Origin of the sequence: Mesorhizobium sp. M0296 (assembly GCF_040321675.1) — a bacterium.
Taxonomy (GTDB): domain Bacteria; phylum Pseudomonadota; class Alphaproteobacteria; order Rhizobiales; family Rhizobiaceae; genus Mesorhizobium.
The window spans coordinates 154908-179994 of the sequence record NZ_JAMYRZ010000008.1 but is presented as its reverse complement, the minus strand read 5'-3'; the positions used below and the strand labels follow the sequence as shown (position 1 = coordinate 179994).

Below are 25087 nucleotides of genomic sequence, written 5' to 3'. Positions count from 1 at the left end.
TATGCAACGCCTATCAACCCTTAAGCAGCGGAGGAGATCGACAATGGCCGGACTTTACCTTGAGGAGTTCGTTCTCGGCCATGTGTTCAAGCACACGCTGCGCAAGACCGTGACCGAAAGCGACAATATGCTGTTTTCGGTGATGACGCTGAACCCGCAGCCGCTGCACATCGACTTCGACTTCGCGGCGAAGAGCGAATGGGGCAAGCCGCTGGTCAATTCGCTGTTCACGCTTGGCCTGATGATCGGCATCTCGGTCAATGACATCACCGTCGGCACCACCATCGCCAATCTCGGCATGAAGGAGACAGTGTTTCCGCACCCCGTCTTCCACGGCGACACCATTCGCGTCGAGACCACGGTGGTTTCGGTGCGCGATTCCAGGTCGAAACCGGACCGCGGTATCGTCGAGTTCGAGCACCGCGCCTATAACCAGAACGATGTGCTGGTTGCCAAATGCACGAGGCAAGCCATGATGATGAAAAAGGCATAGCCGATGCGTTCTCTGCTCTTCGTTCCTGGCGATTCGGAAAAGAAGCTGGAGAAGGGCTTTGGCGTAGGCGCCGACGTGGTCATCGTCGACCTCGAGGATTCGATTGCCGCGCAGAACAAGGGGTTGGCGCGCGACACAGCGGCGCGTTTTATCGCCGAGCACAGGCACCGGACCAGCTCCGCGATCTATGTGCGCGTCAACGATCTTTCGACCGGACTGACCGACGACGATCTGGCGGCGCTCGTGCCGGTGAAACCAGACGGCATCATGCTGCCTAAGTCGAACAGCGGACTGGATGTCCAGCATCTCTCGGCCAAGCTCAGGGTGCACGAAGCCGAAGGCGGCCTGCCGGATGGCGCGATAAGGATCCTGCCGATCATCACCGAAACGGCCGCAGGCGTCTTGGCCGCAGCGACCTACGCCCGTGCAAGCGCGCGGCTTGTCGGCGTCACCTGGGGGGCGGAAGATCTGTCGGCGGCGATTGGCGCGCGCGCGACGCGCGACGCGAATGGCCGCTACACGGATGTGTTCCGCCTCGCCCGCACCATGACCATGCTTGCCGCAAGTGCCGCGGAAGTCGCGGCAATCGACACCGTCTTTCCGGATTTTCGCGACATGGCCGGCTTCGAGGCCGAATGCGCCGAGGCCGAGCGCGACGGTTTCACCGGCAAGATGGCGATCCATCCGGCGCAGGTACCGGTCATCAACGCCGCCTTCACGCCTTCGGCGCAAGCGGTGAAAAGCGCCCTGGCGATCGTCGAGGCGTTCGAGGCGGCAGGAAATCCCGGCGTCGTTGGCATGGATGGCAAGATGTACGACCGGCCGCATCTCAAGCTCGCAGAGCGGCTCCTGGCGCGAGCCAAGGCATCGGAGCTTGATCCTTAGGGGGTCTGTTCCGCGCCGAAATTATCCCACCCACGGCCCTGAATAGTCGGCATAGAGCTTTGCCGGATCGGGCCGCGGTCGTTCCGGTGCTGGCCCCTGGTAGGAGCCGATATGGACGAAGCCGACGACCCGCTCATGCGGCGCCAGGCCGAGGATCGCCCTGCCCTCGGGCACGTCGGAATACCAGTTGCTGATCATGTTGGTGCCGTAGCCCAGCGCATTGGCGGCAAGCATCAGGTTCATCGCCGCCATGCCGCCGGACAGGAACATCTCCCATTGCGGGATCTTTGGATTTTCCCTAGGGATAGAAATCACGCCGATGACCAGCGGTGCCCGCGAAAAGCGCGCCAATTCCTGGTTGCGCCGGCCTTCCGGCAGCGGCCCTTCGCGCTGTTCGGCAAGTTCTGCCAGCTTCTTGCCGATCTCGATACGGGCCTCGCCGCGATAGAGGATGAAACGCCAAGGCTCCAGCCGGCCATGGTCCGGCACCCGCGAGGCGGCGGCGATCATCGTCGCGATCTCCGCATCGCCCGGTGCCGGTTCTTTCAAATCCGGGATCGGCGCGGAATTTCGGGTCAGCAGAAGATCGATGATCGGCGACGCCATGGGCGCAAGTCTCCTGGAATTTGAGCTGAAGCGCACCATCGGGACATCGGGCGGCTTGGGCATTGGCGCGGCGCGCCGGACAAAGAGCCCTGTAGCAGAAGCCGACCGGACTCTTAAGCCTTGAAATTGCCACCGCCTTGGGCTTCAACGCAAGGCATGTTTGAGGGGACATTGCGTCTTTTCCTGATATGGCTCGCTGCCGCACTGTTGATGGTGCCGGTTTCGCTTGCCGTCGCCCAGGATGTGGACGGCCTCGGCGAGCTGAAGCTTCCCGGAATTTCGGGCTATGCGCCTCCGAAAAGCGAGACATCGCTGGCATTGGGCAGCAGCGGGGCGATCACGCTGTCGGCGCAATTGACCGACAAGGGCGCCGACATCACGCGCGGCATCGTCTGGCGCGTCTTCAAACCCGAATCGGCCAGCGACGGCAAGCTGCCGATGGTCGCCTCCTCTCATGGCGGCACCGCCATATTCCAGCTCGAGCCGGGTTCGTATCTGGTCCACGCCTCCTACGGGCGGGCCGGCGCCACCAAGCGCATCACCGTCGGCAAGGAAGCCAAGCGCGAGAGCCTCGTGCTCGATGCCGGCGGCCTCAAGCTCGATGCCGTGCTGTCCGGCGGGGTACGCATACCGCCGAAGAAGCTGCGCTTCTCGATCTATGAGAGCCACGCCGCGGCCGATGGCGATCGCGCCCTGATCATACCCGATGTCGAGCCGAACAGCGTCGTGCGGCTCAATGCCGGCACCTACCACGTCGTGTCGACCTATGGCGCGGTGAACGCGGTCATCCGCTCCGACATCCGCGTCGAGGCCGGCAAGCTGACCGAAGCGACCGTCGAGCACCGTGCCGCCGAAATGACCATGAAGCTGGTGCGCGAACCAGGCGGCGAGGCGATCGCCGACACCTCCTGGTCCCTGCTCAACGAATCCGGCGATCCGATCAAGGAAACTGTCGGCGCCTTTGCCTCGATGGTGCTGGCCGAGGGCGACTACACCATCATCGCCAAGAACCGCGACCGCATCTACCAGAAGGATTTTACGGTGGTGGCTGGGCACAACCAGGACATCGAGGTTCTGGCCACCGAGGCTTCGGCCATCGATTCCGAGGAAGGCGCCGACTGAGGCGCGCCCCTCTAAGCTGCCTTGCGCATGCGTCGCGCCAGCGCGTCGCCGACGCGCACGTCGATCGATTTGCCAGATAGGCGCGCGGCGTGACAGGCATATAAAATATAAAAATGGCGGTGGATCGCTCCACCGCCATTCGTTGCTGGTCGGCTGGTTCAGGCCGCGCGGCGCTTGCGGTCGGGTGTCACCGCCTCATCGGCAAGCAGCTTCACGGCGGCTGCGAGGCCGAGCGATTCCTGGTCGCGCGAACCGAGACGACGGATATTGACCGCTTCTTCCTCGGCCTCGCGCTTGCCACAGACGAGGATGACCGGGACCTTGGCCAGCGAATGCTCGCGGACCTTGTAGTTGATCTTCTCGTTGCGCAGATCGGCTTCGGCGATCAGCCCCGCCGCCTTCAGCTGTGCAACGACCTTTTGGGCGTAATCGTCGGCATCGGAAGTGATCGTCGCCACCACCACCTGCAGCGGCGCGAACCAGAGCGGGAAATGGCCGGAATAATTCTCGATCAGGATGCCGAGAAAACGCTCCATCGAGCCGCAGATGGCGCGATGCACCATCACCGGCTGCTTCTTTTCCGAATCCGAGCCGATGTAGAAGGCGCCGAACCGTTCCGGCAAGTTGAAATCAACCTGCGTGGTGCCGCATTGCCAGTCGCGGCCGATGGCGTCCTTCAGCACATATTCGAACTTCGGCCCGTAGAACGTGCCCTCACCCGGATTGACGCCCGTCTTGATCCGGTTGCCCGACCGCGCCGCGATCTTGTCGAGCACGTCCTGCAGCACGCCCTCGGCATGATCCCACATCGCGTCGGTGCCGACCCGTTTTTCGGGGCGGGTCGCCAGCTTGACGGTGATTTCGTCGAAGCCGAAATCGGCATACGTCGACAGGATCAGATCGTTGATCTTGATGCACTCGTCGGCGAGCTGTTCCTCGGTGCAGAAGATGTGCGCATCGTCCTGGGTAAAGCCGCGCACGCGCATCAGCCCGTGCAGCGCGCCGGACGGCTCATAGCGATGCACATTGCCGAATTCCGCAAGTTTTACCGGCAGATCGCGGTAGGATTTCAGCCCGTGCTTGAAGATTTGGACGTGACCGGGGCAGTTCATCGGCTTCAGCGCAAACACCCGGTCGTCGTCGGTGTCGTCGCCAGCAACCGTCACCTTGAACATGTTGTCCCGGTACCAGCCCCAGTGGCCTGACGTCTCCCACAGGCTCTTGTCGAGCACCTGCGGCGCGTTGACCTCCTGATAGCCCTGCTCGTCGAGGCGGCGACGCATGTAATTGACCAGGTTCTGGAACATCCTCCAGCCCTTGGCGTGCCAGAACACGACCCCGGGGCCCTCCTCCTGGAAGTGGAACAGGTCCATCTCACGGCCGAGCTTCCTGTGGTCGCGCTTCTCCGCCTCGTCCAGCATCGTCTGATAGGCTTCGAGCTGCGCCTGGTCGGCCCAGGCCGTGCCGTAGATGCGGGTCAGCATCGGATTGTTCGAATCGCCGCGCCAATAGGCGCCGGCGACCTTCATCAGCTTGAAGGCGCTGCCGATCTGGCCGGTCGCGGCCATATGCGGGCCACGGCAGAGGTCGAACCAGTCGCCCTGTGCATAGATCTTGAGGTCCTGATCCTCGGGGATGGCGTCGATCAACTCGAGCTTGTAGCGCTCGCCCTTGTCGGCAAAGATCCTTTTCGCCTTTTCGCGCGACCAGACCTCTTTGGTGAACGGCTTGTTGCGCGCAATGATCTCGCGCATCTTCTTCTCGATCACCGGGAAATCGTCGGGCGTGAACGGCTCGTTGCGGGCAAAATCGTAGTAGAACCCGTTTTCGATCACCGGCCCGATGGTCACCTGCGTTCCCGGCCAAAGTTCCTGCACGGCTTCGGCCAGCACATGGGCTGCATCGTGGCGGATGAGCTCCAGCGCACGCGGGTCCTCGCGGGTGATGATCTCGACCTTGCCGGACTTGCCGATCCGGTCGGAAAGATCGCGCAGCGTGCCGTCGATCGAATAGGCAACGGCCTTCTTGGCCAGCGACTTCGAGATCGATTCCGCCAGGCCGGCGCCGGTCATCGCCGCGTCGTAATCGCGAACGGAACCATCGGGAAATGTCAGGGAAACGGAATTCAGCATAAGATTCTCCTATCCAGTCCCGCAAACGAGCGCGGGTGGTGAAATGCATGTCGCCCAAGACTGCTTAGCGGTTTTGGGGCTACGACATGCATCAGTAAGAGCCGGATGCGTCCGGCGGCGAGCGGTCTTTTATGGGCAGTTTTCGGCGCCGTAAAGCCGGATGTAGGTCACCTGAGGAGATTCGGCATATCTTTCAGGAACATCGCCCGCGTCTTGAGCCCCTTTGGCGTGTCGGAATGTTTCGTATCGACTACCAGGCGGGCAAAGACGATCTTGCGGGTATCGGTCTGCGCCCAGCCGACAAACCAGCCGAGCGAGCGCTTGTCGGCGCTGTCGCCGAGCCTGGTCGTTCCAGTCTTGCCCTGCACCGTCCAGCCGCCTGCCCGGAAGGTCGGGACAATCGCGCTGGTCATCGCATGGGCCTTGTCCGAAACCGGCAGTTTTCGCGCCAGCAGCTTGCGCAGGAAATCGACCTGCTCGACCGGCGATATCTTGAGCGAAGAATTCACCCAGGAATGGGTGAGGCCGTCATTCTTGCCGGCAGTGCCGGAGACTTCGGTGTTGCCATAGTCCAATCTGGACACATAGCCGGCAAACTGTTTGCTGCCGAGCCGGCGCGTAATCTCGCGTGAGAACCAAAGGACCGAATCCCTTTCCCAGATCGTCGGGTCGACGGTCTTGCGGTCCCGTTTCGGGGCATTGAACTCTGCCTTGTACTCCCAGCTTGGCGTATGCTCGTCGCTCAGGATTCCAGCATCATAGCCGATCAGCGCCAGCGGAACCTTGAATGTCGAGGCGGGGCTGAAGCGCTGATCACAGGTCCCTTGGCGATACAGCGTCTCGCCGCTTGCGGCGTCGACGATCAGCGTGCATTCGACGTCCCCGAGCGGCGCCGATTGCGCACGGATCGGAAAACCCATCAGCCACGCCAGGACGTAGAGAACCACGGCGAAAATGAAGGGACGACGATCTATCCGGCGCATTTGGTAATCTCTCCTGAAGGGTGTCAGGAGCGGCTTAGCGAGGTGTCTTGTCTCGATTTTGTCTCAAATGCGCTATGTCAGCGCAAGCTGCGGTTAACCCTACCAGATCGTAAAAAGCGATCCCTTTGTGCACCGCACAGTTGCGGTCAACTGTCCAGGTCGCCACGTTTTTTCCCGATCCGCCAGTACCGCCATGGCGTGAACCAGAGGTAGCGATCAGCCAGTGCCTCAGGCACCCGGTCGATGCCGTGCGTGCCGAACGGTCCGCAGCGCAGCACCCGGAAAAACCCCATCCAGCCGCCGGCCCACAGCCCGTGGCGGGCGATCGCTTCGTACGCGTATTCGGAACAGGTCGGCAGATGCCGGCAGGAATTGCCGACGAAGCCGGACAGCGTCAGCTGGTAAAGTCGGACAAGCGACGTGCCGAAGACGCGGCCCGGCGTCTTGCGCCACGGGCCGGACCAGTTGCGTCCTTGTCGAATCGGCCTGGCGCCGTGCGCATGCCGATGTTGGCCGACCACCGCAGTCTCCACATCGCGTTTCCCTACGCGATAGATGTGCGCATCGGGCCAGGAACGCAATGCCGTTCCGGCAATCCCGTCATGGCCTGGTAGGGCGAACCGGATAGCGGTCGGGCGTCGGCCTTCGGCATACGGCGACGCTGGTCGGCGGCCTCTCCTCGCACCAATCCCTATGCGGTTTCTCGTCGTACCATTGAAACGTCGCGATCCGCATCACATCGCCCAGAATGTTGAGAAACTGGATCATGGCGGCACTCCTTGAGCACCGATTAGAGCGCCGCTGGCCTTGCTCTTCAAACGAGTATAACGTCCACGTCAGATAACTCTGAGTTATGCGAATGAAGCGCGGACACCTCCCCCTGACGGCTCTCAGAAGCTTCGAAGCAGCCGGTCGTCACCTGAGCTTCAGCCGTGCGGCCGAGGAGCTTTATGTTTCGCAGGCGGCGATCAGCCGACAGATCCGCGAGCTCGAAACCTTCCTGCGCCAACCTTTGTTCTTCCGCCATCATCGCCGCGTCGAGTTGACCGACACCGGCCAGCGGCTGCTCGACCAGTTGGTCAGAAGTTTCGAGGGCATCGACAGGCTGCTTTCGGAATTGACGGCGGCCCCGACGCAGTCCGTGGTGCGTGTCAGCGTCGAGCCATCACTTGCATCCGTATGGCTGGTGCCGCGGCTCAACCGCTTTCGCGAGTTGCGACCCGACATCGACGTTTCCCTTGAGGTCGACCCGAGATTGATAGAGTTTCGCAGCGATCAGCCCGAACTTGCCCTGCGTTTCAGTGCGCACGCCACCTCATGGCCACGCAGCGAAGCCGAACAGCTTGCCGCGGTCGTCGATTCCCCAGTCCTGTCGCCGGCACTTCTTGCATCCGGCCCAGCTCTGGAAAAGCCGATCGACCTTGGTCGCTATACATTGCTGCACGAAGAAAACCGTCAGGCTTGGGCGCGCTGGTTCGAAGCGGCGGGCGTGACGGCTGATGCCGTGCCTGCGCGCGGCCCGATGCTGGCCGATGCTTCGCTTTCGAAGCAGGCAGCCTTGCTTGGACATGGTGTCGCGCTGGGCGATCTTTTGCAGATCGGCGAAGAACTTGCGTCCGGCGCGCTGATCAAGCCTTTCGACATCGACGTCGCGTCGGGCGCCTATTGGCTAGTGGCCAGAAGGCTGAATGACCTTTCCGAGCCAGCCAGGGCTTTTGCCGACTGGGTCCGGGCGGAATTCGCCGAAAGCCGGCGTTTTCTCGCCAAGGTTTAAGCTGCCTCTTCCGCCCGCTTCTTTTCGATCTGGCCGATCGCGTCGACCACTGCGTCGAAGGTCAGCATGGTCGAGGCGTGGCGCGCCTTATAGTCGCGCACCGGCTCCAGGTATTTCAGGTCGGCGAAGCGGCCTTCGGGCGGCGGGCCATTTTCCTTCAGCATCTTCAGCATCGTCTCGCGCACGCTGCGCAATTCTTCTGCACTGGCGCCGACGACATGCTGCGCCATGATCGAAGACGACGCCTGGCCAAGCGCACAGGCTTTCACGTCATGCGCGAAATCGCTGACGACGCCGTCATCCATCTTCAGATCGACGGTCACCGTCGAGCCACACAGTTTGGAATGTGCTCGTGCGGTTGCATCGGGCCGGTCGAGCCGGCCGATCCGTGCGATATTTCCGGCAAAACCCAGAATTTCCGCATTGTAGACATCGTCGATCATATTTTTCCAATCCGTCGCCGCCTAGCGAACAGCGATTGCCGCTCTGGCGTCTTCCTTTCGCTCGGCACGAACATATATAATGGCAGTAGTCGGGTATCGACAAGGCGACCACAAACCTCGTCATGCCCAAATCTGTTCACGCCACTTACGGGCTGGAAACCGGGCGAGTTTCTAACACCCGAAAGGTCGTGGTCCGTTCAACTCGTTCCTCCTAAGAGAGGAACTACGGGAGACGCCTTTATGGACGCCGTTATCAAGAAACTCATGCCGCAGTCGGCCTATATGGAAAAGCCGGTCACCGACCGGCCAAGCGAGGCCGAAGTCGAAGCCGCGGTGCGCACCTTGCTGCGCTGGACCGGCGACAACCCTGACCGCGAGGGTCTGATCGACACACCGAAGCGCGTCACCAAGGCGTTCCGCGAAATGTTCAACGGTTATGATATGTGCCCAGCCGAGGAACTTGGCCGCACCTTCGAGGAAGTCGCCGGCTATGACGACCTCGTGATCGTCAAGGACATCACGTTCCACTCGCATTGCGAGCACCACATGGTGCCGATCATCGGCAAGGCGCATGTCGGCTATCTGCCGGACGGCAAGGTCGTCGGCCTATCCAAGATCGCCCGCGTCGTCGACATCTTCGCTCACCGCCTGCAGACCCAGGAAGCGATGACGGCGCAGATTGCCGGGGTCATCCAGGACGTGCTCAATCCGCGCGGCGTCGCCGTTATGCTTGAGGCCGAGCATATGTGCATGGCCATGCGCGGTATTCGCAAGCAGGGCTCCACCACGCTGACCTCGACCTTCACCGGCGTCTTCAAGGATACACCCGAAGAGCAGGTCCGCTTCGTCACCATGGTGCGCGGCGGCGAAACTGATCAGACCCGCCCCACCTTGGTTAAATAAGGACCGGCGAATGTCGGCATTGGAATTCCCGAAAGCTCCAACAGACAAGAAGGCACTCGAGGAAGGCGCGGTCCTTTCACCGCGCTTCGATGCTGCCGGCCTCGTCACTGTCGTGGTCACCGATGCCGAAGACGGCGTGCTGCTGATGGTCGCGCACATGAATGCCGAGGCGCTGGCGCTGACGCTCGAGACCGGCATCGCGCACTACTGGTCGCGTTCGCGCAACGCGCTGTGGAAGAAGGGCGAAACCTCGGGCAATGTCCAGCAGGTTGTCGAGATGCTCACGGATTGTGACCAGGACGCGATATGGTTGCGCGTCAAAGTGCTGGGTCACCAAGCAACTTGTCACACCGGCCGACGTTCATGCTTTTATCGGACGGTGGGGCTGAGCGATGGCAAAGGGACGCTTGCCAGCGACGGCAGCAAGCCGCTGTTCGATGCGGAAAAAACGTATCGAAAGCCCAATACACCATCAATATGAACCATTCGCAGCACTTCAGCCACGTATATTCATGATTTCGATACGGCCCGCCTATAGGATGACCGTGGGACAAGGGAGATTGTGATGCTCGACTGGGCGTCATTGCGCAACAGACCTGACGTTCGGGAGGCCAATGGCCTCTCCTCGGCCGCGGGCGCATCCGAAACCAAATCTCCGGGCAAAACAGGGATTTCGCTGGCATTGGGCGGCGGCTGTGCGCGCGGCTGGGCGCATATCGGCGTGCTGCGCGCGCTTGACGAAGCCGGCATCGAAGTGTCGATGATCGCCGGCACCTCGATCGGCGCGCTGGTCGGCGGCTGCTATGTTGCCGGCAAGCTTGACGAGCTGGAAGAATTCGCGCGCAGCCTGACCAGGCGGCGCATTTTTGGCCTTCTCGACCTCAATCTACGCGGCAGCGGCCTGTTCGGTGGCATGAAGCTCGATGCGCGGCTGCGCGAGCACATAGCCGGCATCCGCTTTGAGGACCTGCCAAAACCGTTCGTCTGCGTCGCTTCCGAAATCCGTACCGGCCATGAAATCTGGCTGTCGAGCGGCTCGTTGAGTACCGCCATGCGCGCCTCCTACGCGCTGCCCGGCGTGTTCGAGCCGGTCGCCTGCAATGGGCGCGTGCTGGTTGATGGCGCACTGGTCAATCCGGTGCCGGTCTCGGTCTGCCGCGCCTACGAGCAGCCGCTCGTGGTTGCGGTGAACCTTCACTACGATCTGTTCGGCCGCGCCGCTGTGATCAAGCACAATGCCGGCGAGCTGGTCATCGAGAAAGACGCGCCGAGGGCCGGCCACGCCGATCCCGAACGCCAGTCGCGCGAGACGCGGCTCGGCATTACCGGCGTGATGGTCGAAGCCTTCAACATCATCCAGGACCGCATCTCGCGCGCCAGACTGGCCGGCGATCCGCCGGACATATCGCTGCAGCCGAAGCTCAGCCATATTGGCCTGACCGAATTCCACCGCGCCGACGAAGCGATTCGTATCGGCTACCAGGCAACGATGGCGCAGATCGGCGACCTGACCCGGCTGCAGACCGTCCTCGCTTAGGCAGGGCGGCAGCGAGCTCTCAGGCAAGCGCCGCGTCGACGATACGAAACTGCACCGTGCGGTTGCCGTTCCAGTGGTTGCCCGACAGCGAACCGGCGACATGCACCGGCTTACCCCTGTTCTTGAACAGGAATTCGCCAAGAGCCGTGTCGACGGCGCGAAAGGCGATCGCCTGGATGCGGCCGCCGCTTTTCGACTGCAGGTCGGCGCGGATGTGGTTGCTGCCGACCGCCCGCGCATCGACAAGCCGGTGGCGCGGCAGCGCGAACACCGGCGCAACATGCCCGGCGCCGAACGGCCCTGCCCTCTCAAGCGCATCGAGCAGCGCAAGCGTGGCGCCCTCGGCGGCAAGCGCGCCGTCGATCGCCAGGCTCTCCTCGCCTTGCAGGCGGAACACGTCCACCGCCGCGCGCTCTTCGAAGAAAGCCCTGAGTTCGCCGAGCTTCGCCCGCTCGACAGTGATGCCGGCCGCCATTCCGTGGCCGCCGCCCTTGACGATAAGTCCGGCATCGGCAGCCTCGCGCACCAGCCGGCCGAGGTCGAAGCCAGACACTGAACGGCCTGAACCGGTACCGACACCATTGGCGTTGAAGGCGATGGCAAACGCGGGCCGGCGCGCATGGTCCTTGAGCCGCGAGGCAAGCAGGCCGACAATGCCCGGGTGCCAGTCGCTGCTGGCTGTGACCACGATGGCCGGACCATTGCCGCCGGCAAGCTCGGCGTCGGCCTCTGAGCGCGCCGCGGCCAGCATCTCCTGCTCCATCGACTGCCGCTCCTGGTTGAGCCGATCCAGCGTCTCGGCGATGGTGCGGGCTTCGACCGGGTCGTCGGTTGCAAGCAGGCGGCTGCCAAGCGCTGCGTCGCCGATGCGCCCGCCGGCGTTGATGCGCGGACCGATCAGAAAGGCCAGATGGAACGTGCTGATCGGCTCGCCTATACGCGAGACCCGCGCCAGTGCCGCCAGCCCTTCGTTTCTCTGCTGCCGCGCCACCTGCAGCCCCTTGACCACGAAGGCGCGGTTGATGCCGGTGAGCGGCACCACGTCGCAGACGGTGCCAAGCGCCACCAGGTCGAGCAGGCCAAGCAGGTCCGGCGGTGCGGCATCCGGCAGGCGGCTGCGCAGAATCTTCGCGGTCTGCACCAGGCAAAGGAAGACGACGCCGGCCGCACAAAGATGGCCTTGTCCGGAAAGGTCGTCCTCGCGATTGGGGTTGACGACCGCAGCCGCCGCCGGCAACGGCCCGCCGACCTGATGGTGATCGAGCACTACGACGTCGGCGCCGACGGCCTTCGCCGCGTCGATGGAAGCAGCACTATTGGTGCCGCAATCGACGGTGACGATCAGCGTCGCGCCGCGCGAAACGAGTTCGCGCATCGCTTCCGGATTGGGGCCGTAACCCTCGAAGATGCGGTCCGGTATGTAGATCTCCGACGGCACCGAGAAATGTGCGAGAAAGCGCTTGAGCAGAGCCGATGAGGCGGCGCCGTCGACATCGTAGTCGCCAAAGATCGCCACCTTTTCCCTGGCCATCACCGCCTGGGCGATGCGAGCGGCGGCCCTGTCCATGTCGGTCAGCGATGCCGGGTCGGGCAGCAGGTTGCGGATGGTCGGATCGAGAAACCGCTCGGTCTGCTCGGCGGTGACGCCACGCCCGGCCAGCACGCGTGCCACGATGTCGGGCACGCCAGAACCTTGCGCGATGGCGAGCGCGGCCATGTCCTGACGCTCGGTCAGCCGGTGTTCCCAGGAAACGCCGGTGGCCGACTGCCTGACATCGAGGAAAAAGCGTCTTTCCCCCGTCACGTGACGCGCCGTCTGCAATTTGTCATTGCGCACAGTATGCAACGGCTAACTGAGTCGAAATCAAAACTTTTCCAGATCCTGGTGCCTGGCCTTGATTTCGCGCACGGTCCGCGATGACGATCGCAGGACGATCGTGTGCGTGGTGATGAAATTGCGGCCGAACTTGACGCCGGCCAGCATATTGCCGTCGGTGACGCCGGTCGCGGCAAACAGCACGTCGCCGCGTGCCATGTCTTGCGTGTAGTAGATCCGTTTCGGGTCGGAGACCCCCATCTTGGCCGCGCGCGCCAGCTTTTCCGGCGTATCGAGGATCAGCCTGCCCTGCATCTGGCCGCCGGTGCAGCGCAACGCGGCAGCCGCGAGCACGCCCTCCGGCGCGCCGCCGGTGCCGAGATAAATGTCGATGCCGGTCTCGTCCGGGTCGGTGGTATGGATGACCCCGGCGACATCACCGTCGCCGATCAGCCGGATCGCGGCGCCTGTCGCCCGCACGGCTTCGATCAAGGCGCCATGGCGCGGCCGGTCGAGGATGCAGGCGGTGATCTCCGGCACCGGCACGCCCTTGGCCCTGGCCAGGCTGGCGATGTTTTCGGCCGGCGAGGCATCGATGTCGATGATGCCGTCGGCATAGCCTGGGCCGATCGCGATCTTGTCCATATAGACGTCGGGCGCGAACAGAAGGCTGCCTTTTTCGGCAATGGCGATAACAGCCAATGCATTGGGCAGGTTCTTGGCGCAGATCGTCGTGCCTTCGAGCGGATCGAGCGCGATGTCGACAGCCGGGCCTTTGCCGGTACCGACCTCCTCGCCGATATAGAGCATCGGCGCCTCGTCGCGCTCGCCTTCGCCGATCACCACCGTGCCGTTGATGGCGAGACGGTTAAGCTCCTGCCGCATGGCGTCGACCGCGACCTGGTCGGCCGCCTTCTCGTCGCCGCGCCCGCGCAATCTGGCGGCCGCGACCGCGGCGCGTTCGGTGACGCGCACCAATTCCATGGTCAGTATCCGGTCGAGGCCGGCGACAATGTTCTGGGCCACATTCATCGATGGACAATCCTCGTTGGCACTTTGTTTTTATTATGCATGTCGTTGTCCCAAAACCGCTGCACACTTTTGGGCGACATGCATTAGCCTCCCGCCAGAGACGCGCTTCTTGTGTCAAAGCCCCGTGACAACAGCAAGACCTGCGCTGGACCTTTTTGAAAGCGCAGCAATATCAATCGATTAAACGCAAAATGTGAGACTGCTATCCGGCCCGCTCGATGCGGATGACTTGCGGCTTGTCGGTCAGAAGGCTGTCCCTGGTGATGCCGTCGACGGCCTTGCGCACCGCCGCCTCGGTCGTCTCGTGGGTCACCAGGATGACCGTCTTCTGTGCCTCGGTTTCCGGCCCGGCGGCATGCTGGACGATCGATTCCAGCGAAATGTCGTTGTCGGCCATGCGCTTGGCTATTGCCGCGAAGACGCCGAGGCGGTCGTGCACGGTCAGCCGGATGAAATAGCCGCCGGCATGGCTGCGCATCTGCGCTTTCTTGTAAGGCTTCAATTCCTTCGCCGGCCGGCCGAAGACCGGACCATGCTGGAAGCCAGGCCGGCTCTTGGCGATGTCGGCAATGTCGCCGATCACCGCCGACGCGGTGGCGTTGCCGCCGGCGCCAGGGCCGGAAAGCAGCAATTCGCCGAGGATGTCGGTTTCGATCGCCACTGCATTGGTGACGCCGTGCACCTGCGCGATGACCGAGGCCGTCGGCACCATGGTCGGGTGCACGCGCTGCTCGATGCCGCTTTCGGTGCGTTGGGCGACGCCAAGCAGCTTGATCCGGTAGCCGAGATCGCCGGCCGCGCGGATGTCGGCCTGGCTGATGTTGGAGATGCCTTCCATGTAGATATCGTTGGCGGCGATCTTCGTGCCGAAGGCAAGGCTGGTCAGGATCGACAGCTTGTGCGCGGTGTCGTGGCCCTCGATGTCGAAGGTCGGGTCGGCTTCGGCATAGCCCAGCCGTTGCGCATCCTTCAGGCAGGCATCGAAAGACAGGCCCTCGGCTTCCATGCGCGTCAGAATGTAGTTGCAGGTGCCGTTGAGGATGCCGAAGACGCGGGTCACCGAATTGCCGGCCATCGCCTCGCGCATCGTCTTGATGACCGGAATGCCGCCGGCCACCGCCGCCTCGTAATTGAGCAGCACGCCTTTCCTCTCGGCGATCTCGGCCAATGCCACCCCGTGCTTGGCAAGCAACGCCTTGTTTGCGGTGACGACATGTCGGCCGGCCTCGAGCGCCGCTTTGACAGACGAGCGTGATGGGCCTTCGTCGCCGCCGATCAGCTCGACGAACACGTCGATCTCGGCGGTCTGCGCCATCTTGACGGCGTCGTCGAACCACTGTGCTGTGCCAAGATCAACGCCGCGGTCGCGTTTGGGATCGCGGGCCGAAACCGCTGACACGACGATGTCGCGCCCGCACTGCCGCGTCAGTTCGGCCGCCTTGTCGCGTAGCACGCGGGCCACCGACGCACCGACGGTGCCGAGCCCGGCAATTCCAACACGCAACGCTTCAGCCATGTCCGGCGACGCCCCATTCAGTCGGTTGATGTGTAGAAAATCAGCGATGCGCGGCGAGCGGCACGACGTTATTCGGCTGCTTGGCGCTGGATGCGAGGAAGCGCTTGATATTGCGCGCCGCTTGCCGGATCCGGTGCTCGTTTTCGACCAGCGCGATGCGCACGTGATCGTCGCCATGCTCGCCGAAGCCGACGCCCGGCGCCACCGCGACGTCGGCGTGCTCGATCAGGAGCTTGGAGAATTCAAGCGAGCCCAGGTGCTTGAACGGCTCCGGGATCGGCGCCCAGGCGAACATCGAAGCCGCCGGTGCGGGAATGGTCCAGCCGGCGCGGCTGAAAGCGTCGACCATGACATCGCGGCGTTTGCGGTAGACGTCGCGCACTTCGGCGATGTCGGCGCCGTCGCCGTTGAGTGCATGCGCCGCCGCCACCTGGATTGGCGTGAAGGCGCCGTAGTCGAGATAGGATTTCACTCGCGTCAGCGCCGAGATCAGCCGTTCATTGCCGACCGCAAAACCCATGCGCCAGCCCGGCATCGAAAAGGTCTTCGACATCGAGGTGAACTCGACGGCGACGTCTATGGCGCCCGGCACCTGCAGCACCGAAGGCGGCGGATTGCCGTCGAAATAGATCTCCGAATAGGCAAGATCCGACAGGATGATGATGTCGTTCTTCCTGGCGAAGGCCACCACCTCCTTGTAGAAATCGAGCGAAGCGACCAGTGCCGTCGGGTTGGATGGATAATTGAGGATCAGTGCCAGCGGCTTTGGAATCGAATGGCGGATGCCGCGCTCCAACGCCGGGATGAAGCCGTCGTCCGGCTCGACCTGCAGCGAGCGGATGACGCCGCCCGACATGATGAAACCGAACGCATGGATCGGATAGGTCGGGTTGGGGCACAGGATCACATCGCCGGGGGCGGTGATCGCCTGCGCCATATTGGCAAAGCCCTCCTTCGAGCCGAGCGTCGCCACCACCTGGCTGTCCGGGTCGAGCTTCACACCGAAGCGGCGGGCATAGTAGTTGGCCTGGGCACGACGCAGGCCCGGAATGCCGCGCGACGACGAATAGCGGTGCGTGCGCGGATCGCGTACCACCTCGCAGAGTTTGTCGACGATGGCCTTGGGCGTCGGCAGGTCCGGATTGCCCATGCCAAGGTCGATGATGTCGGCGCCGCGCGAACGGGCGCTGGCCTTCAGCCGGTTGACCTGTTCGAAGACATAGGGCGGAAGCCGGCGGACCTTGTGAAATTCTTCCATGGCAGTTCCAGACAGTGAGGTTGCGGTCGCGCGTATAAGCTTATTTGCAACTAGGGTCGAGAGCGGGGTCGCATTTGCCTTCGATCTGCTTCAGCGCCTCGGCGCCGTGTTTTTTTGCCAGCTGGTCCAGCGCTGCCTGGTCCGCAACCTTGACGCCGCCGCCCTTGGCGGCCTGGCTCTGCTCCTCGGCCTTCAGTTGGGCGAGCTTGGCGTTCTTTTCCTCGTCGGTGAATTGCTCGGCCGCCACCTGCGGCCGGATGTTCAGGTTCGGATAGGAACCGGTGTCCTTCGCGCCGACAAGGCCGGTGGCGGGCGCTGCACCTTCTATGTTGCTGCTCGTGCAACCGGCCATCGCCAACAGGACGAGCGCCATGCGGCAAAAACGACCAGTGCCGGAAAAAACGTTCTTGCCAATATTAATCGTCATATTGTTTTCCTGGCGGCCGGGTTAGAGCACATTGGACCCTGTTCGATATCCCATGGTAATATGTCAACAAAACGCTTCGGGAGGAACCCCGCGAACCATGTCCAAAACACCCGATTCGGGCAAAGCGGAAGATGACCAACCTTCGACCGTCGAGCAATATCTGGTGAAGGACCCGGAGCGCTTCGCTCTGAACATGGCCCGCATGATCGAGCAGGCCGGCAAGGCCGCCTCGGCATGGGCCGAGCCGCGGGAAAAGGGCGAGGTGCGCGATCACGTCGCCGAGCCGGTCGTCGACATGGTGAAGACGTTCTCCAAGCTCACCGAGTACTGGCTCTCCGACCCGCAGCGCGCGCTGGAGGCGCAAACGCGGCTGTTTTCCGGCTACATGACCGTCTGGGCCAACGCCGTCCAGCGCATCGGCGCCGGCGCCGAGGACGCCGAGGACGCGGTCAAGCCCGAGCGCGGCGACAAGCGTTTCCAGGACCCGGAATGGGGCCGCAACGCCTTCTTCGATTTCCTCAAACAGGCGTATCTGGTCACCTCGCGCTGGGCGGCCGAACTGGTCGAGCACGCCGACGGCCTGGACGAGCACACCCGCCACAAGGCCGGCTTTTATGTCAAGCAGGTGTCCAATGCCATCTCGCCGTCGAATTTCATCCTGACCAATCCGGAATTGTTTCGCGAGACTGTCGCCTCGAACGGCGAAAACCTGGTGCGCGGCATGAAGATGCTGGCCGAGGACATTGCCGCCGGCAAGGGCGACCTGAAGCTGCGGCAGGCCGATTATTCGCCTTTCGAGATCGGCAAGAATCTCGCCGCCACGCCCGGCAAGGTGGTCGGCCGCAGCGACGTCGCCGAAATCCTGCAATACGATCCGGCGACCGACACCGTGCTCAAGCGGCCGCTGCTGATCTGCCCGCCATGGATCAACAAATACTACATCCTCGACCTCAACCCGCAAAAGTCCTTCATTCGCTGGGCAGTCGAGCAAGGCCACACCGTCTTCGTCATCTCCTGGATCAACCCGGACGAGCGGCACGGCGCCAAGAGCTGGGAGGCCTATATCAGGGAGGGCCTGCAATACGGCCTCGACACGATTGAAAAGGCCACCGGCGAAAGGCAAGTCAACGCCATCGGCTATTGCGTCGGCGGCACGCTTCTGGCGGCGGCCCTGGCGCTGATGGCGCAGGAAGGCGACAACCGCATCAAATCCGCCACCTTCTTCACCACCCAGGTCGATTTCACCTATGCCGGCGATCTAAAAGTGTTCGTCGACGAGGAGCAGGTCGCGGCCGTCGAAAAGGCGATGAACGAGAAAGGCTATCTCGACGGCACCAAGATGGCGACCGCCTTCAACATGCTGCGCTCGGGCGACCTGATCTGGCCCTATGTCGTCAACAACTACATGCGCGGCAAGGATCCCCTGCCTTTCGACCTGCTCTACTGGAATGCCGATTCGACACGCATGGGCGCTGCCAACCATTCCTTCTATTTGCGCAATTGCTATCTCGAGAACAGGCTTTCGCAAGGCATGATGGAACTGGCGGGCCGCACGGTTTCGCTGAAGGACGTTACCATGCCGGTCTACAACCTCGCCTCTAAGGAGGACCATATCGCGCCGGCGCTGTCGGTATTCCTCGGCTCGAAATATTTCGGCGGCGAGGTCGATTACGTCATGGCCGGCTCCGGCCACATCGCCGGGGTCGTCAATCCGCCGGCAGCGCAGAAATATCACTACTGGACCGGCGGCAAGCCGGCCGGCGACTTCGACCAGTGGCTCGCCGGGGCCACCGACCATCCCGGTTCCTGGTGGCCGCACTGGCAACGCTGGATCGAAGCCAGGGACAATACCCGCGTACCGGCCCGCAAACCGGGCGAGCATATGCAAGTTCTAGGCGAAGCCCCCGGCACCTATGTCAAGGTGCGCGTGTAACCATCTGTAATGTGTGGTGAGTTGACGCGCCGCCAAAAGCGGGCGAAATGGTGCCGTCAACCCTGAGCAGCCTTGATTCATCCTCTAGCCGCCAAATTACTTTGAGGCTTGCAGATTTGACACAGGTCTCGTTTCCGGTTCGGGGAACAAGGGTCATTTCGACGAGACGTTTCGACGCCGCGCCAATGACGAACCGGTCGGATATCGAGGGGGAATTTTGTTTTGAGATCAGCAGGATCGCGCCTCGCGAAGGGAGAAAGCCGCGCCATTGTGGCGGCGCTTTTCTCGGTGCTCCTGGCGTCCTGCACCTCGGCCGGCGACCCGACCATGTCGGTCGGCATGCCAGGCTATAATACCTCGGCTACCGAAATCAGCACGGCCGCCGGTGCGCCCCAGGCCAGCACGGCCGCATCATCGTCGCAGATGACGACCGCACAAATGACGATGAATGCCGACGGTGACGCCAACCTTCCCGAGCAGGTGGCCTATGTGCCAGTGGCCAAGCCAGGGGCCAGGCCCGATGCCGGCTTCCCGATCGCCGTTCCCACGGCAGCCGGGACGATCGCGGGACACACGCCGCAGCCGCTGCACCCAAACGCCCAGACGGCCGATCAGGCCGTGGCGCAGAACAGTGCTGATGCATCGAAGCCCGACGCCAAGGCCGCCGCGCCGGCGATGAACAACCCGGTTTATGTGACCGCCGGCGAGATGCCGCAGCCACAGGCCTACGCACCGAAGAAAAACTTCCTGGCCTCGCTGTTCAGCGCCACGCCTGCTTCGGCGGCACCTTCTTCGCCGGCCAACAGCAGATCGGGCGGGCAGCCAACGGTCGTGCAGGCCAAGGCGACGCCTGCGGCAAAACCCACCATCACCCTGGCTTCGGCCGATCCGGCTGAAAAGCCGGTGCAGCTGGTGTCGACGGGCGATACCAGCCACTTCACGGCCGATGCGCTGCCCGGCGTGCGCCAGACGGCGCTGTTCGAGATCAAGCGCAAATCCGGCCTCGACGATGAGAGTGACGTCGATCTCAACGAAGACGAAGGTTCGGGTGGCGCCTACCAGGTCGCCTCCGCCGCCGGCCTTGCCCGGCTGGCGCCCAACGGCCTCCTGAAACAGAACGAAAGCGTCGATGTCGCCTGCTTGAAGCCGTCGCTGGTTCGCGTGCTGAAGACGATCGAAGGCCACTACGGCCGCAAGATGACGGTCACCTCCGGCTATCGCGATCCGGCCCGCAACCGCCGCGCCAACGGCGCAAAGAATTCGCTGCACATGTACTGCGCCGCCGCCGATATCCAGGTTCCTGGCGTCTCGAAATGGGAACTGGCGAGCTACATCCGCACCATGCCGGGCCGCGGTGGCGTCGGCACCTACTGCCACACCGAATCCGTTCACGTCGATGTCGGCCCCGAGCGCGACTGGAACTGGCGCTGCCGCAGGCGCGGCTAGGGCGAGGATCTTCCGTCACCGCAAAGGCCCTTCGGCGGCGTTGCATCATGCCGCAAAAACCAGCTTGGCTGTCGGAAAGACGCGGTTTGGAGCCAAAGGAAAAAAGTTGTCGCAGCCGGCGGCAGACGGGTTGCCGGTTTGTCGCGACGCAACTATAAGCGCTCACATCTGAGCGCGCCCATCGTCTAGCGGTCAGGACACCGCCCTTTCACGGCGGTAACAGGGGTTCGATTCCCCTTGGGCGTACCAGATAAATCAAGCACTTAGCACCCCATCCCGCAAATTCGTTGTCGAATTCGTTGATCTCGAATTCGTTGCCTTCCGATGAGCCACCGAGAATCAGTCGGTTTTGGTAGCGGGAAATTTTTCGAGCCAGAATTGGAAAAACATTCCTCAATCGAAACATCAGCTTCGATTCGTATGTCGAAATCCGGACTAACAGTATAACCCGCCGAGTAGATTTTCGTGCTTCGACAGGATGGCACAAGCTGACCTACCCTGAAGTCTAGATGCATTTCAAGCAATGGACATGGACATGAAACCTACGACACGGGCGGGCGCCATTCCGACTAGCTTATCCGCTGCACTAAGCGTTGACGAGGCTGCTGAATATTTGCGGATCTCGCGCGCAACGCTCTATCGGCTCTTCCGTGAGAAGAAACTGATTCCCGCCCGCCTGGGCGGGCGAACGCTGGTTCGAAGGATCGACGCCGATGCGTTCCTTGAAAGCTGCGTGGGCGCAGCATGAGAGCGACGATCGACGGCTACGAGAGGCCAGAACGATCTCGAGTGAAGTACGAATTTCGATACGACGACCCGAACCCCGCCAGCCTACTAGCTTTCCTTGTCGAAGGGTTTCGCCGAGCGAACGAGATGGTTGCGCCGTCGCCTTGGGGACCGCCGATCGAGATCGACCCAGCCTATCCGACTGCTATCCGCAACATGCTGACCGACGTCAATTCGTTTAAAGCGGCGATTGATGGTGCGTTCCGGACACGGGCAGCAGAGATGGTGGCCGCGACCGGCGTAAAGGCTTCAGGCGGCCAAGCTCTTGTCGAGGATCTCGTGCGCGGTTGGCGGTATGAGCAGCTTGTGTGTGACCTCCTGGCAAAGGAGCGGGTCGTTTCGCAGAGTAAGGTCTTCTCGCCGGCCGCTCGCGTCATCGCAGCCATCTGCGAGATGCTTCGCGCCGAGCTCGGCGTAATCAAGGACACGCCCTTATACGGCGAAGTCGCCAATCTTCTCAACCGAGGCATCCCGAAGAGCGAGACGGGACTGAAAGGCCGCCACATCCGGGCGGGCGCCAATCGCTGGCGAGGTGACCTTCTCATAGCGGTCAAAACACGACGCAGAGATTGTATCTCTGCCAAGGAACTGGTGGAGATGGAACACTCTTACATCACAGGGACCGTTCGGGGTTTGTTGATCCTGTGGCAACAGGCGCCTCTCGTCGAGCGCTTCAAAAAGTCCGGTCGCGGCGCCGACCTTGCGCGGGCGATTGATGACCAAGATTGCATCTCGTACCGCATCGGCAAGACCGACGGCCATCCGCTGAACCTTAGAGCTTTGTACGATTTCCGCCGCTAAAATCGGCGTCGCATCGCACAGCCTTTGTCCCGACAATCAGCCGCGACCAAACCACCTAGGGGAAAACAATGCGCTACCCGTCTCCAATCGAGCCGCCCGAGTTCATAACCGTTCGCGAGGCAGCAATCCGCGCCCGGCGCTCGACGGCCTGGGTGCGCGAGTGGATTGCTTGCGGCCAGTTAAACGCGGAGCGGCGCGACCGGGGGCGGATCTATGTCGACCGGGCTGATTTGGACGGTTTGATTGCAAAGACAGTGCGCAGACGTCGCCGGCTTCCAGTCCCGCATCTGCGGCTCGTCGTAGACAACACCACAAAGTAAGAGGCCCGCGGCTCTTGCAGGAGCGCACGGGCCAAGAAAGGTCTAAGCACAGTGAGCATATCGCGAAAACGGCCAGAGGCGCAAGTTGTAGACCTATCGGCTGCCTTGGCTGCGAAGCGAGCCGGACCGAGTCCCCTGTGGCCGGACAAGCATTCCTTTTCGTTCACGCTCTACACCGGCGCCAGGCCGATGACAAAGACGTATGGCGTCGGCGAAGCCGGGAAGCCTGTGGCAACCAAACTGGCCAGCATCTCGCCAGGCGTCGCCGCTCGAATCGAACTCGCGGGCAGCGCGAAAGAAGTGGCTGAAGGCTTCGCCTCAACGCTCGAATCTCTCACGCCTCGCCAAGCTATCGTTCTCGCTCCTCCGCCGGCCGGCCAAATTGAATGGCGAGTGGTAGCTGCTGATGATGCCGCTGGTCGCCCCGACGTGATCTCCAAGACGAATGAGCATTTTAAGGCCCCGGTTGGGCCGGCGATCATTGGCTTGGATTTTGACGTGAGAGATTGGCCGCGCGAAGTCCAGGAGCGCGTTCAGGCTGCTGATGGCCACCTTAGCGGGGTGCTGAGTTCGGTTTTCCCGGCCATGGCCGACGCGGTTTTCGTGATGCGGGCATCCGTTTCCAGCGGGATCGAAAACTCTGAGACGGGGCCTCAGCTTGGCGAGCGCTTCGGACAGCATCGGTACTTTTTCGCAGCCGCCGGCGCGGACGCTGTTCGCGACGAAAATCTTTTTGCAGACCGCCTTCACGATCGACTGGTGCTTGGCGGTTGGGGCTATGGGTTCATCACCAAGGCAGGCACCGTCCTAATTCGCAGCCTGATCGACAGAGTGGCAACGCAGAGCCTGAGTCGTATCTGGTACGAAGCCGATGCTGTGCTCGACGATGCTCGTCTTCGCCGGGAGCCCGGCGCACGCAGGCCAATCGTGAAGAATCGCGACGGCGGCGTTTTGGACACCTCGCTGCTCGCACCGTTGTCGGAGGCCGAAAAGACAAAGCTCGCCATCATCGAAGCAGCCATCCGAAAGGGTAAAGAGCCAGAGGCCGCGCCCGTGCGTGAAGCTTGGCGAAAAGCTCGAGTAGAGGCACTGATCAAACGCGGCGTGCCGGCCGATCGCGCAACAAAGGTAATCCACGCTGCGATCGAACGGCATGAGTTGACCGACGATTTCGAAATCTTTCTTGATGACGGCAGAACTGTCACCATTCGTGACGTCCTCGACTACCCAACCCGTTTCCACGAACTCACATGCGCGGATCCATTCGAGCCAGAATACGGACGCGGCAGGAACCTGGCCATAATCTACAGCGACGGAAAGCCTGTCACGATCTACTCGCACGCCCACGGAGGCATACAGTATTTTGCCAAAGAGGCGCCTCGCGACTGGTTTGACCCAAATGCGTTTGAGACCGCCGACGAACCCGCGCCTGACAGCGAGATCGCAGCCGTCAATCGCCTGAACGCCCATCATGCGGTCGTGCTCGCCGGCGGCAGAACGATCGTGGTCACGGAGAAGAAGACCGCTGAAGGCCTGCAGTCAGATTTCGGAGCCGTCGACACGTTGCGCCATTGGTATGCTAACGACGTGCTTAGGGTCGCAAAAAAGGACAGGAGCGTTTTCGACCTGTGGCTTCAAAGCCCAAAACGCCGCCAGTACGACGGTATAGTGTTCTCTCCAGAGGGCGCGCCGGCGGGCTCCTACAATCTGTGGCGAGGCTTCTCCGTACAGGCTGACGCCACCGCCAGTTGCGCGCTTTTGCTGGATCACGTCCGAACAAACGTGTGCTCGGGCAACGCTGACCACTTCCGATGGGTTATCGGGTTCTTCGCTCAGATGGTGCAGAGACCCGGTGACAAGCCGGGCGTTGCCCTGGTGCTCCGCGGCGGCCAAGGCACCGGCAAGTCGATCGTCGGCCAGTGTGTCGGTTCACTGTTCCCTGCGCACCACGTCGTCGTTTCCCAGCCCGATCATCTGACCGGACGGTTCAACGCACATCTCGAGCGCGCTATTCTCGTTCAGGCGGAAGAAGCCTTTTGGGCGGGCGACCGAGCAGCGGCCGGCGGCGCGCTGAAGGATCTTATCACTTCGGACAGGATGCGCATCGAGCGCAAAGGCATCGACGCAATCGAAGTCCGGAACAACATTCGGCTCCTGGTCACAACTAACTCCCGCTGGGCTGTTCCCGCAGGCACGGACGAACGGAGGTTTGCTGTCTTCGACGTTGCGGACCATCGCAAGCAGGATGCCGGCTATTTCGGATCGATTGTTGAGCAGATGAAGTTCGGAGGGCGTGGCGCTCTGCTCCACTACCTACAGACGTTCGATCTCAGCAGTGTTGACCTACGAGTGGTCCCCGACACCGAGGCGCTGCTCGATCAAAAACTGGCAAGCCTTCCGCCTTTCGACAGATGGTGGATGACAACGCTCGGCCGCGGCGAACTCGGCTACGCCAGCGACTGGCCGGAAGAGATCGACAAGAAGGCCGCCTATGCCGCTTACGAGAAAGAAGCGGCGAAGCTCGGCCGCGTCATGAGCGACGCCGAGTTTGGCAAGGAAATGAAAAGGGTCTGCCCTTCAATCGATACGAAGCGGATCAGAGTTGGGACGGCCCGCGCTTATGTCTTTGTCCTACCCGCCTTGGAAGTCTGCCGGCAGGCTTTCGCCGATTTGCTCCGCTCCCCACTGGATTGGAACGAACTTTGATGAGCAAAACGGAAGATACCCCGGACCACCTAGACCGGTTCGGGACCGAAAAAACGTTATATTTCAATGAGCGGTCTAGGTGGTCTAGGTGGTCTAAGTGAAAATTAGAATTATGGAAGAATCGGTTTACCGGGGTTTGGGTGCTAGCCGGCTCCGTGGCTGCGCAGT

22 protein-coding genes and 1 tRNA gene are annotated in these 25087 nt (G+C 62.2%); 13 read left to right on the top strand and 10 right to left on the bottom strand.

The genetic code is table 11. The features are described 5' to 3' along the window. Nucleotide 1: 1 nt before the first annotated feature. Entirely contained in the window at nucleotides 2-493 is a 492-nt protein-coding gene (locus NKI97_RS10940) for a MaoC family dehydratase (RefSeq protein ID WP_502894930.1), read from the top strand. Between the two features lie 3 nt (nucleotides 494-496). Beyond that, on the top strand, nucleotides 497-1378 hold the full coding sequence (locus NKI97_RS10935; protein ID WP_352451350.1) for an HpcH/HpaI aldolase/citrate lyase family protein: 882 nt from the start codon (nucleotides 497-499) through the stop codon (nucleotides 1376-1378). A gap of 21 nt (nucleotides 1379-1399) precedes the next feature. On the opposite strand, the gene NKI97_RS10930 is transcribed toward NKI97_RS10935, so the two are convergent. Then, entirely contained in the window at nucleotides 1400-1984 is a 585-nt protein-coding gene (locus NKI97_RS10930; RefSeq protein ID WP_352568828.1) for a nitroreductase family protein, read from the bottom strand. A 156-nt stretch (nucleotides 1985-2140) separates the two neighbouring features. Here NKI97_RS10930 and NKI97_RS10925 point away from each other — a divergent pair, with 156 nt between their 5' ends. Continuing rightward, the gene (locus tag NKI97_RS10925; RefSeq protein ID WP_352704586.1) at nucleotides 2141-3106 is read left to right on the top strand and encodes an RgsD C-terminal domain-containing protein; all 966 of its coding nucleotides are present in this window, start codon (nucleotides 2141-2143) and stop codon (nucleotides 3104-3106) included. A 158-nt stretch (nucleotides 3107-3264) separates the two neighbouring features. On the opposite strand, the gene thrS is transcribed toward NKI97_RS10925, so the two are convergent. The 3 genes from thrS to yidD all read right to left on the bottom strand — a co-directional run bounded on the left by thrS (nucleotide 3265) and on the right by yidD (nucleotide 6742). Beyond that, nucleotides 3265-5238: a threonine--tRNA ligase gene (gene thrS / locus NKI97_RS10920; protein WP_352451352.1), complete on the bottom strand. Its 1974-nt coding sequence runs from the start codon at nucleotides 5236-5238 to the stop codon at nucleotides 3265-3267. A 167-nt stretch (nucleotides 5239-5405) separates the two neighbouring features. Beyond that, nucleotides 5406-6221 carry a class D beta-lactamase gene (gene blaOXA, locus NKI97_RS10915; RefSeq protein WP_352451353.1) on the bottom strand — a complete coding sequence of 272 codons (816 nt, stop codon included), beginning with the start codon at nucleotides 6219-6221 and terminating at the stop codon, nucleotides 5406-5408. Nucleotides 6222-6367: 146 nt separating this feature from the next. Further along, a complete protein-coding gene (yidD, locus tag NKI97_RS10910) occupies nucleotides 6368-6742 on the bottom strand; it encodes a membrane protein insertion efficiency factor YidD (RefSeq protein WP_352451412.1) in 375 nt (124 codons plus the stop codon). Between the two features lie 338 nt (nucleotides 6743-7080). Between yidD and NKI97_RS10905 the strand changes: the two genes are divergently transcribed. Continuing rightward, complete coding sequence (locus NKI97_RS10905) at nucleotides 7081-7995, top strand: LysR substrate-binding domain-containing protein (protein ID WP_352500847.1); 915 nt, start codon at nucleotides 7081-7083, stop codon at nucleotides 7993-7995. On the opposite strand, the gene NKI97_RS10900 is transcribed toward NKI97_RS10905, so the two are convergent. Continuing rightward, nucleotides 7992-8438, bottom strand: a complete 447-nt coding sequence (locus NKI97_RS10900) for an iron-sulfur cluster assembly scaffold protein (RefSeq protein ID WP_352451355.1) — start codon at nucleotides 8436-8438, stop codon at nucleotides 7992-7994. The genes NKI97_RS10905 and NKI97_RS10900 overlap by 4 nt on opposite strands. Nucleotides 8439-8678: 240 nt before the next feature. Here NKI97_RS10900 and folE point away from each other — a divergent pair, with 240 nt between their 5' ends. The 3 genes from folE to NKI97_RS10885 all read left to right on the top strand — a co-directional run bounded on the left by folE (nucleotide 8679) and on the right by NKI97_RS10885 (nucleotide 10878). Beyond that, nucleotides 8679-9341 carry a GTP cyclohydrolase I FolE gene (gene folE / locus NKI97_RS10895; protein WP_352451356.1) on the top strand — a complete coding sequence of 221 codons (663 nt, stop codon included), beginning with the start codon at nucleotides 8679-8681 and terminating at the stop codon, nucleotides 9339-9341. A 10-nt stretch (nucleotides 9342-9351) separates the two neighbouring features. Beyond that, nucleotides 9352-9822: a phosphoribosyl-AMP cyclohydrolase gene (gene hisI / locus NKI97_RS10890; protein WP_352451357.1), complete on the top strand. Its 471-nt coding sequence runs from the start codon at nucleotides 9352-9354 to the stop codon at nucleotides 9820-9822. An 84-nt stretch (nucleotides 9823-9906) separates the two neighbouring features. Next, the gene (locus NKI97_RS10885) at nucleotides 9907-10878 is read left to right on the top strand and encodes a patatin family protein (RefSeq protein ID WP_023678882.1); all 972 of its coding nucleotides are present in this window, start codon (nucleotides 9907-9909) and stop codon (nucleotides 10876-10878) included. A gap of 19 nt (nucleotides 10879-10897) precedes the next feature. On the opposite strand, the gene recJ is transcribed toward NKI97_RS10885, so the two are convergent. From recJ to NKI97_RS10860, 5 genes are all read right to left on the bottom strand, one after another. Further along, a complete protein-coding gene (recJ, locus tag NKI97_RS10880) occupies nucleotides 10898-12682 on the bottom strand; it encodes a single-stranded-DNA-specific exonuclease RecJ (protein ID WP_352834004.1) in 1785 nt (594 codons plus the stop codon). A gap of 60 nt (nucleotides 12683-12742) precedes the next feature. Then, a complete protein-coding gene (gene glpX, locus NKI97_RS10875) occupies nucleotides 12743-13726 on the bottom strand; it encodes a class II fructose-bisphosphatase (protein ID WP_352834001.1) in 984 nt (327 codons plus the stop codon). A gap of 202 nt (nucleotides 13727-13928) precedes the next feature. Next, a complete protein-coding gene (locus tag NKI97_RS10870) occupies nucleotides 13929-15242 on the bottom strand; it encodes a homoserine dehydrogenase (protein ID WP_352454459.1) in 1314 nt (437 codons plus the stop codon). A gap of 40 nt (nucleotides 15243-15282) precedes the next feature. After that, on the bottom strand, nucleotides 15283-16500 hold the full coding sequence (locus NKI97_RS10865; RefSeq protein WP_023678886.1) for an LL-diaminopimelate aminotransferase: 1218 nt from the start codon (nucleotides 16498-16500) through the stop codon (nucleotides 15283-15285). 40 nt (nucleotides 16501-16540) lie between these two features. Continuing rightward, nucleotides 16541-16927: a hypothetical protein gene (locus NKI97_RS10860; protein ID WP_023678887.1), complete on the bottom strand. Its 387-nt coding sequence runs from the start codon at nucleotides 16925-16927 to the stop codon at nucleotides 16541-16543. A 97-nt stretch (nucleotides 16928-17024) separates the two neighbouring features. Here NKI97_RS10860 and phaC point away from each other — a divergent pair, with 97 nt between their 5' ends. The 6 genes from phaC (at nucleotide 17025) to NKI97_RS10830 (ending at nucleotide 24919) form a co-directional block, all read left to right on the top strand. Beyond that, nucleotides 17025-18860 (top strand): class I poly(R)-hydroxyalkanoic acid synthase, encoded by a 1836-nt coding sequence (gene phaC, locus NKI97_RS10855; RefSeq protein ID WP_352746069.1) that lies wholly within the window; start codon nucleotides 17025-17027, stop codon nucleotides 18858-18860. Nucleotides 18861-19130: 270 nt separating this feature from the next. Further along, nucleotides 19131-20306, top strand: a complete 1176-nt coding sequence (locus tag NKI97_RS10850; protein ID WP_352833998.1) for a YcbK family protein — start codon at nucleotides 19131-19133, stop codon at nucleotides 20304-20306. A 174-nt stretch (nucleotides 20307-20480) separates the two neighbouring features. After that, nucleotides 20481-20555: transfer RNA gene (locus tag NKI97_RS10845), tRNA-Glu, on the top strand. Between the two features lie 286 nt (nucleotides 20556-20841). Beyond that, nucleotides 20842-21054: a helix-turn-helix domain-containing protein gene (locus NKI97_RS10840; protein ID WP_352833995.1), complete on the top strand. Its 213-nt coding sequence runs from the start codon at nucleotides 20842-20844 to the stop codon at nucleotides 21052-21054. Further along, nucleotides 21051-21893 carry a hypothetical protein gene (locus NKI97_RS10835; RefSeq protein ID WP_352833993.1) on the top strand — a complete coding sequence of 281 codons (843 nt, stop codon included), beginning with the start codon at nucleotides 21051-21053 and terminating at the stop codon, nucleotides 21891-21893. The genes NKI97_RS10840 and NKI97_RS10835 overlap by 4 nt, the downstream gene beginning before the upstream one ends. A gap of 509 nt (nucleotides 21894-22402) precedes the next feature. Continuing rightward, a complete protein-coding gene (locus NKI97_RS10830) occupies nucleotides 22403-24919 on the top strand; it encodes a primase-helicase family protein (RefSeq protein WP_352833991.1) in 2517 nt (838 codons plus the stop codon). Nucleotides 24920-25087: the final 168 nt, after the last annotated feature.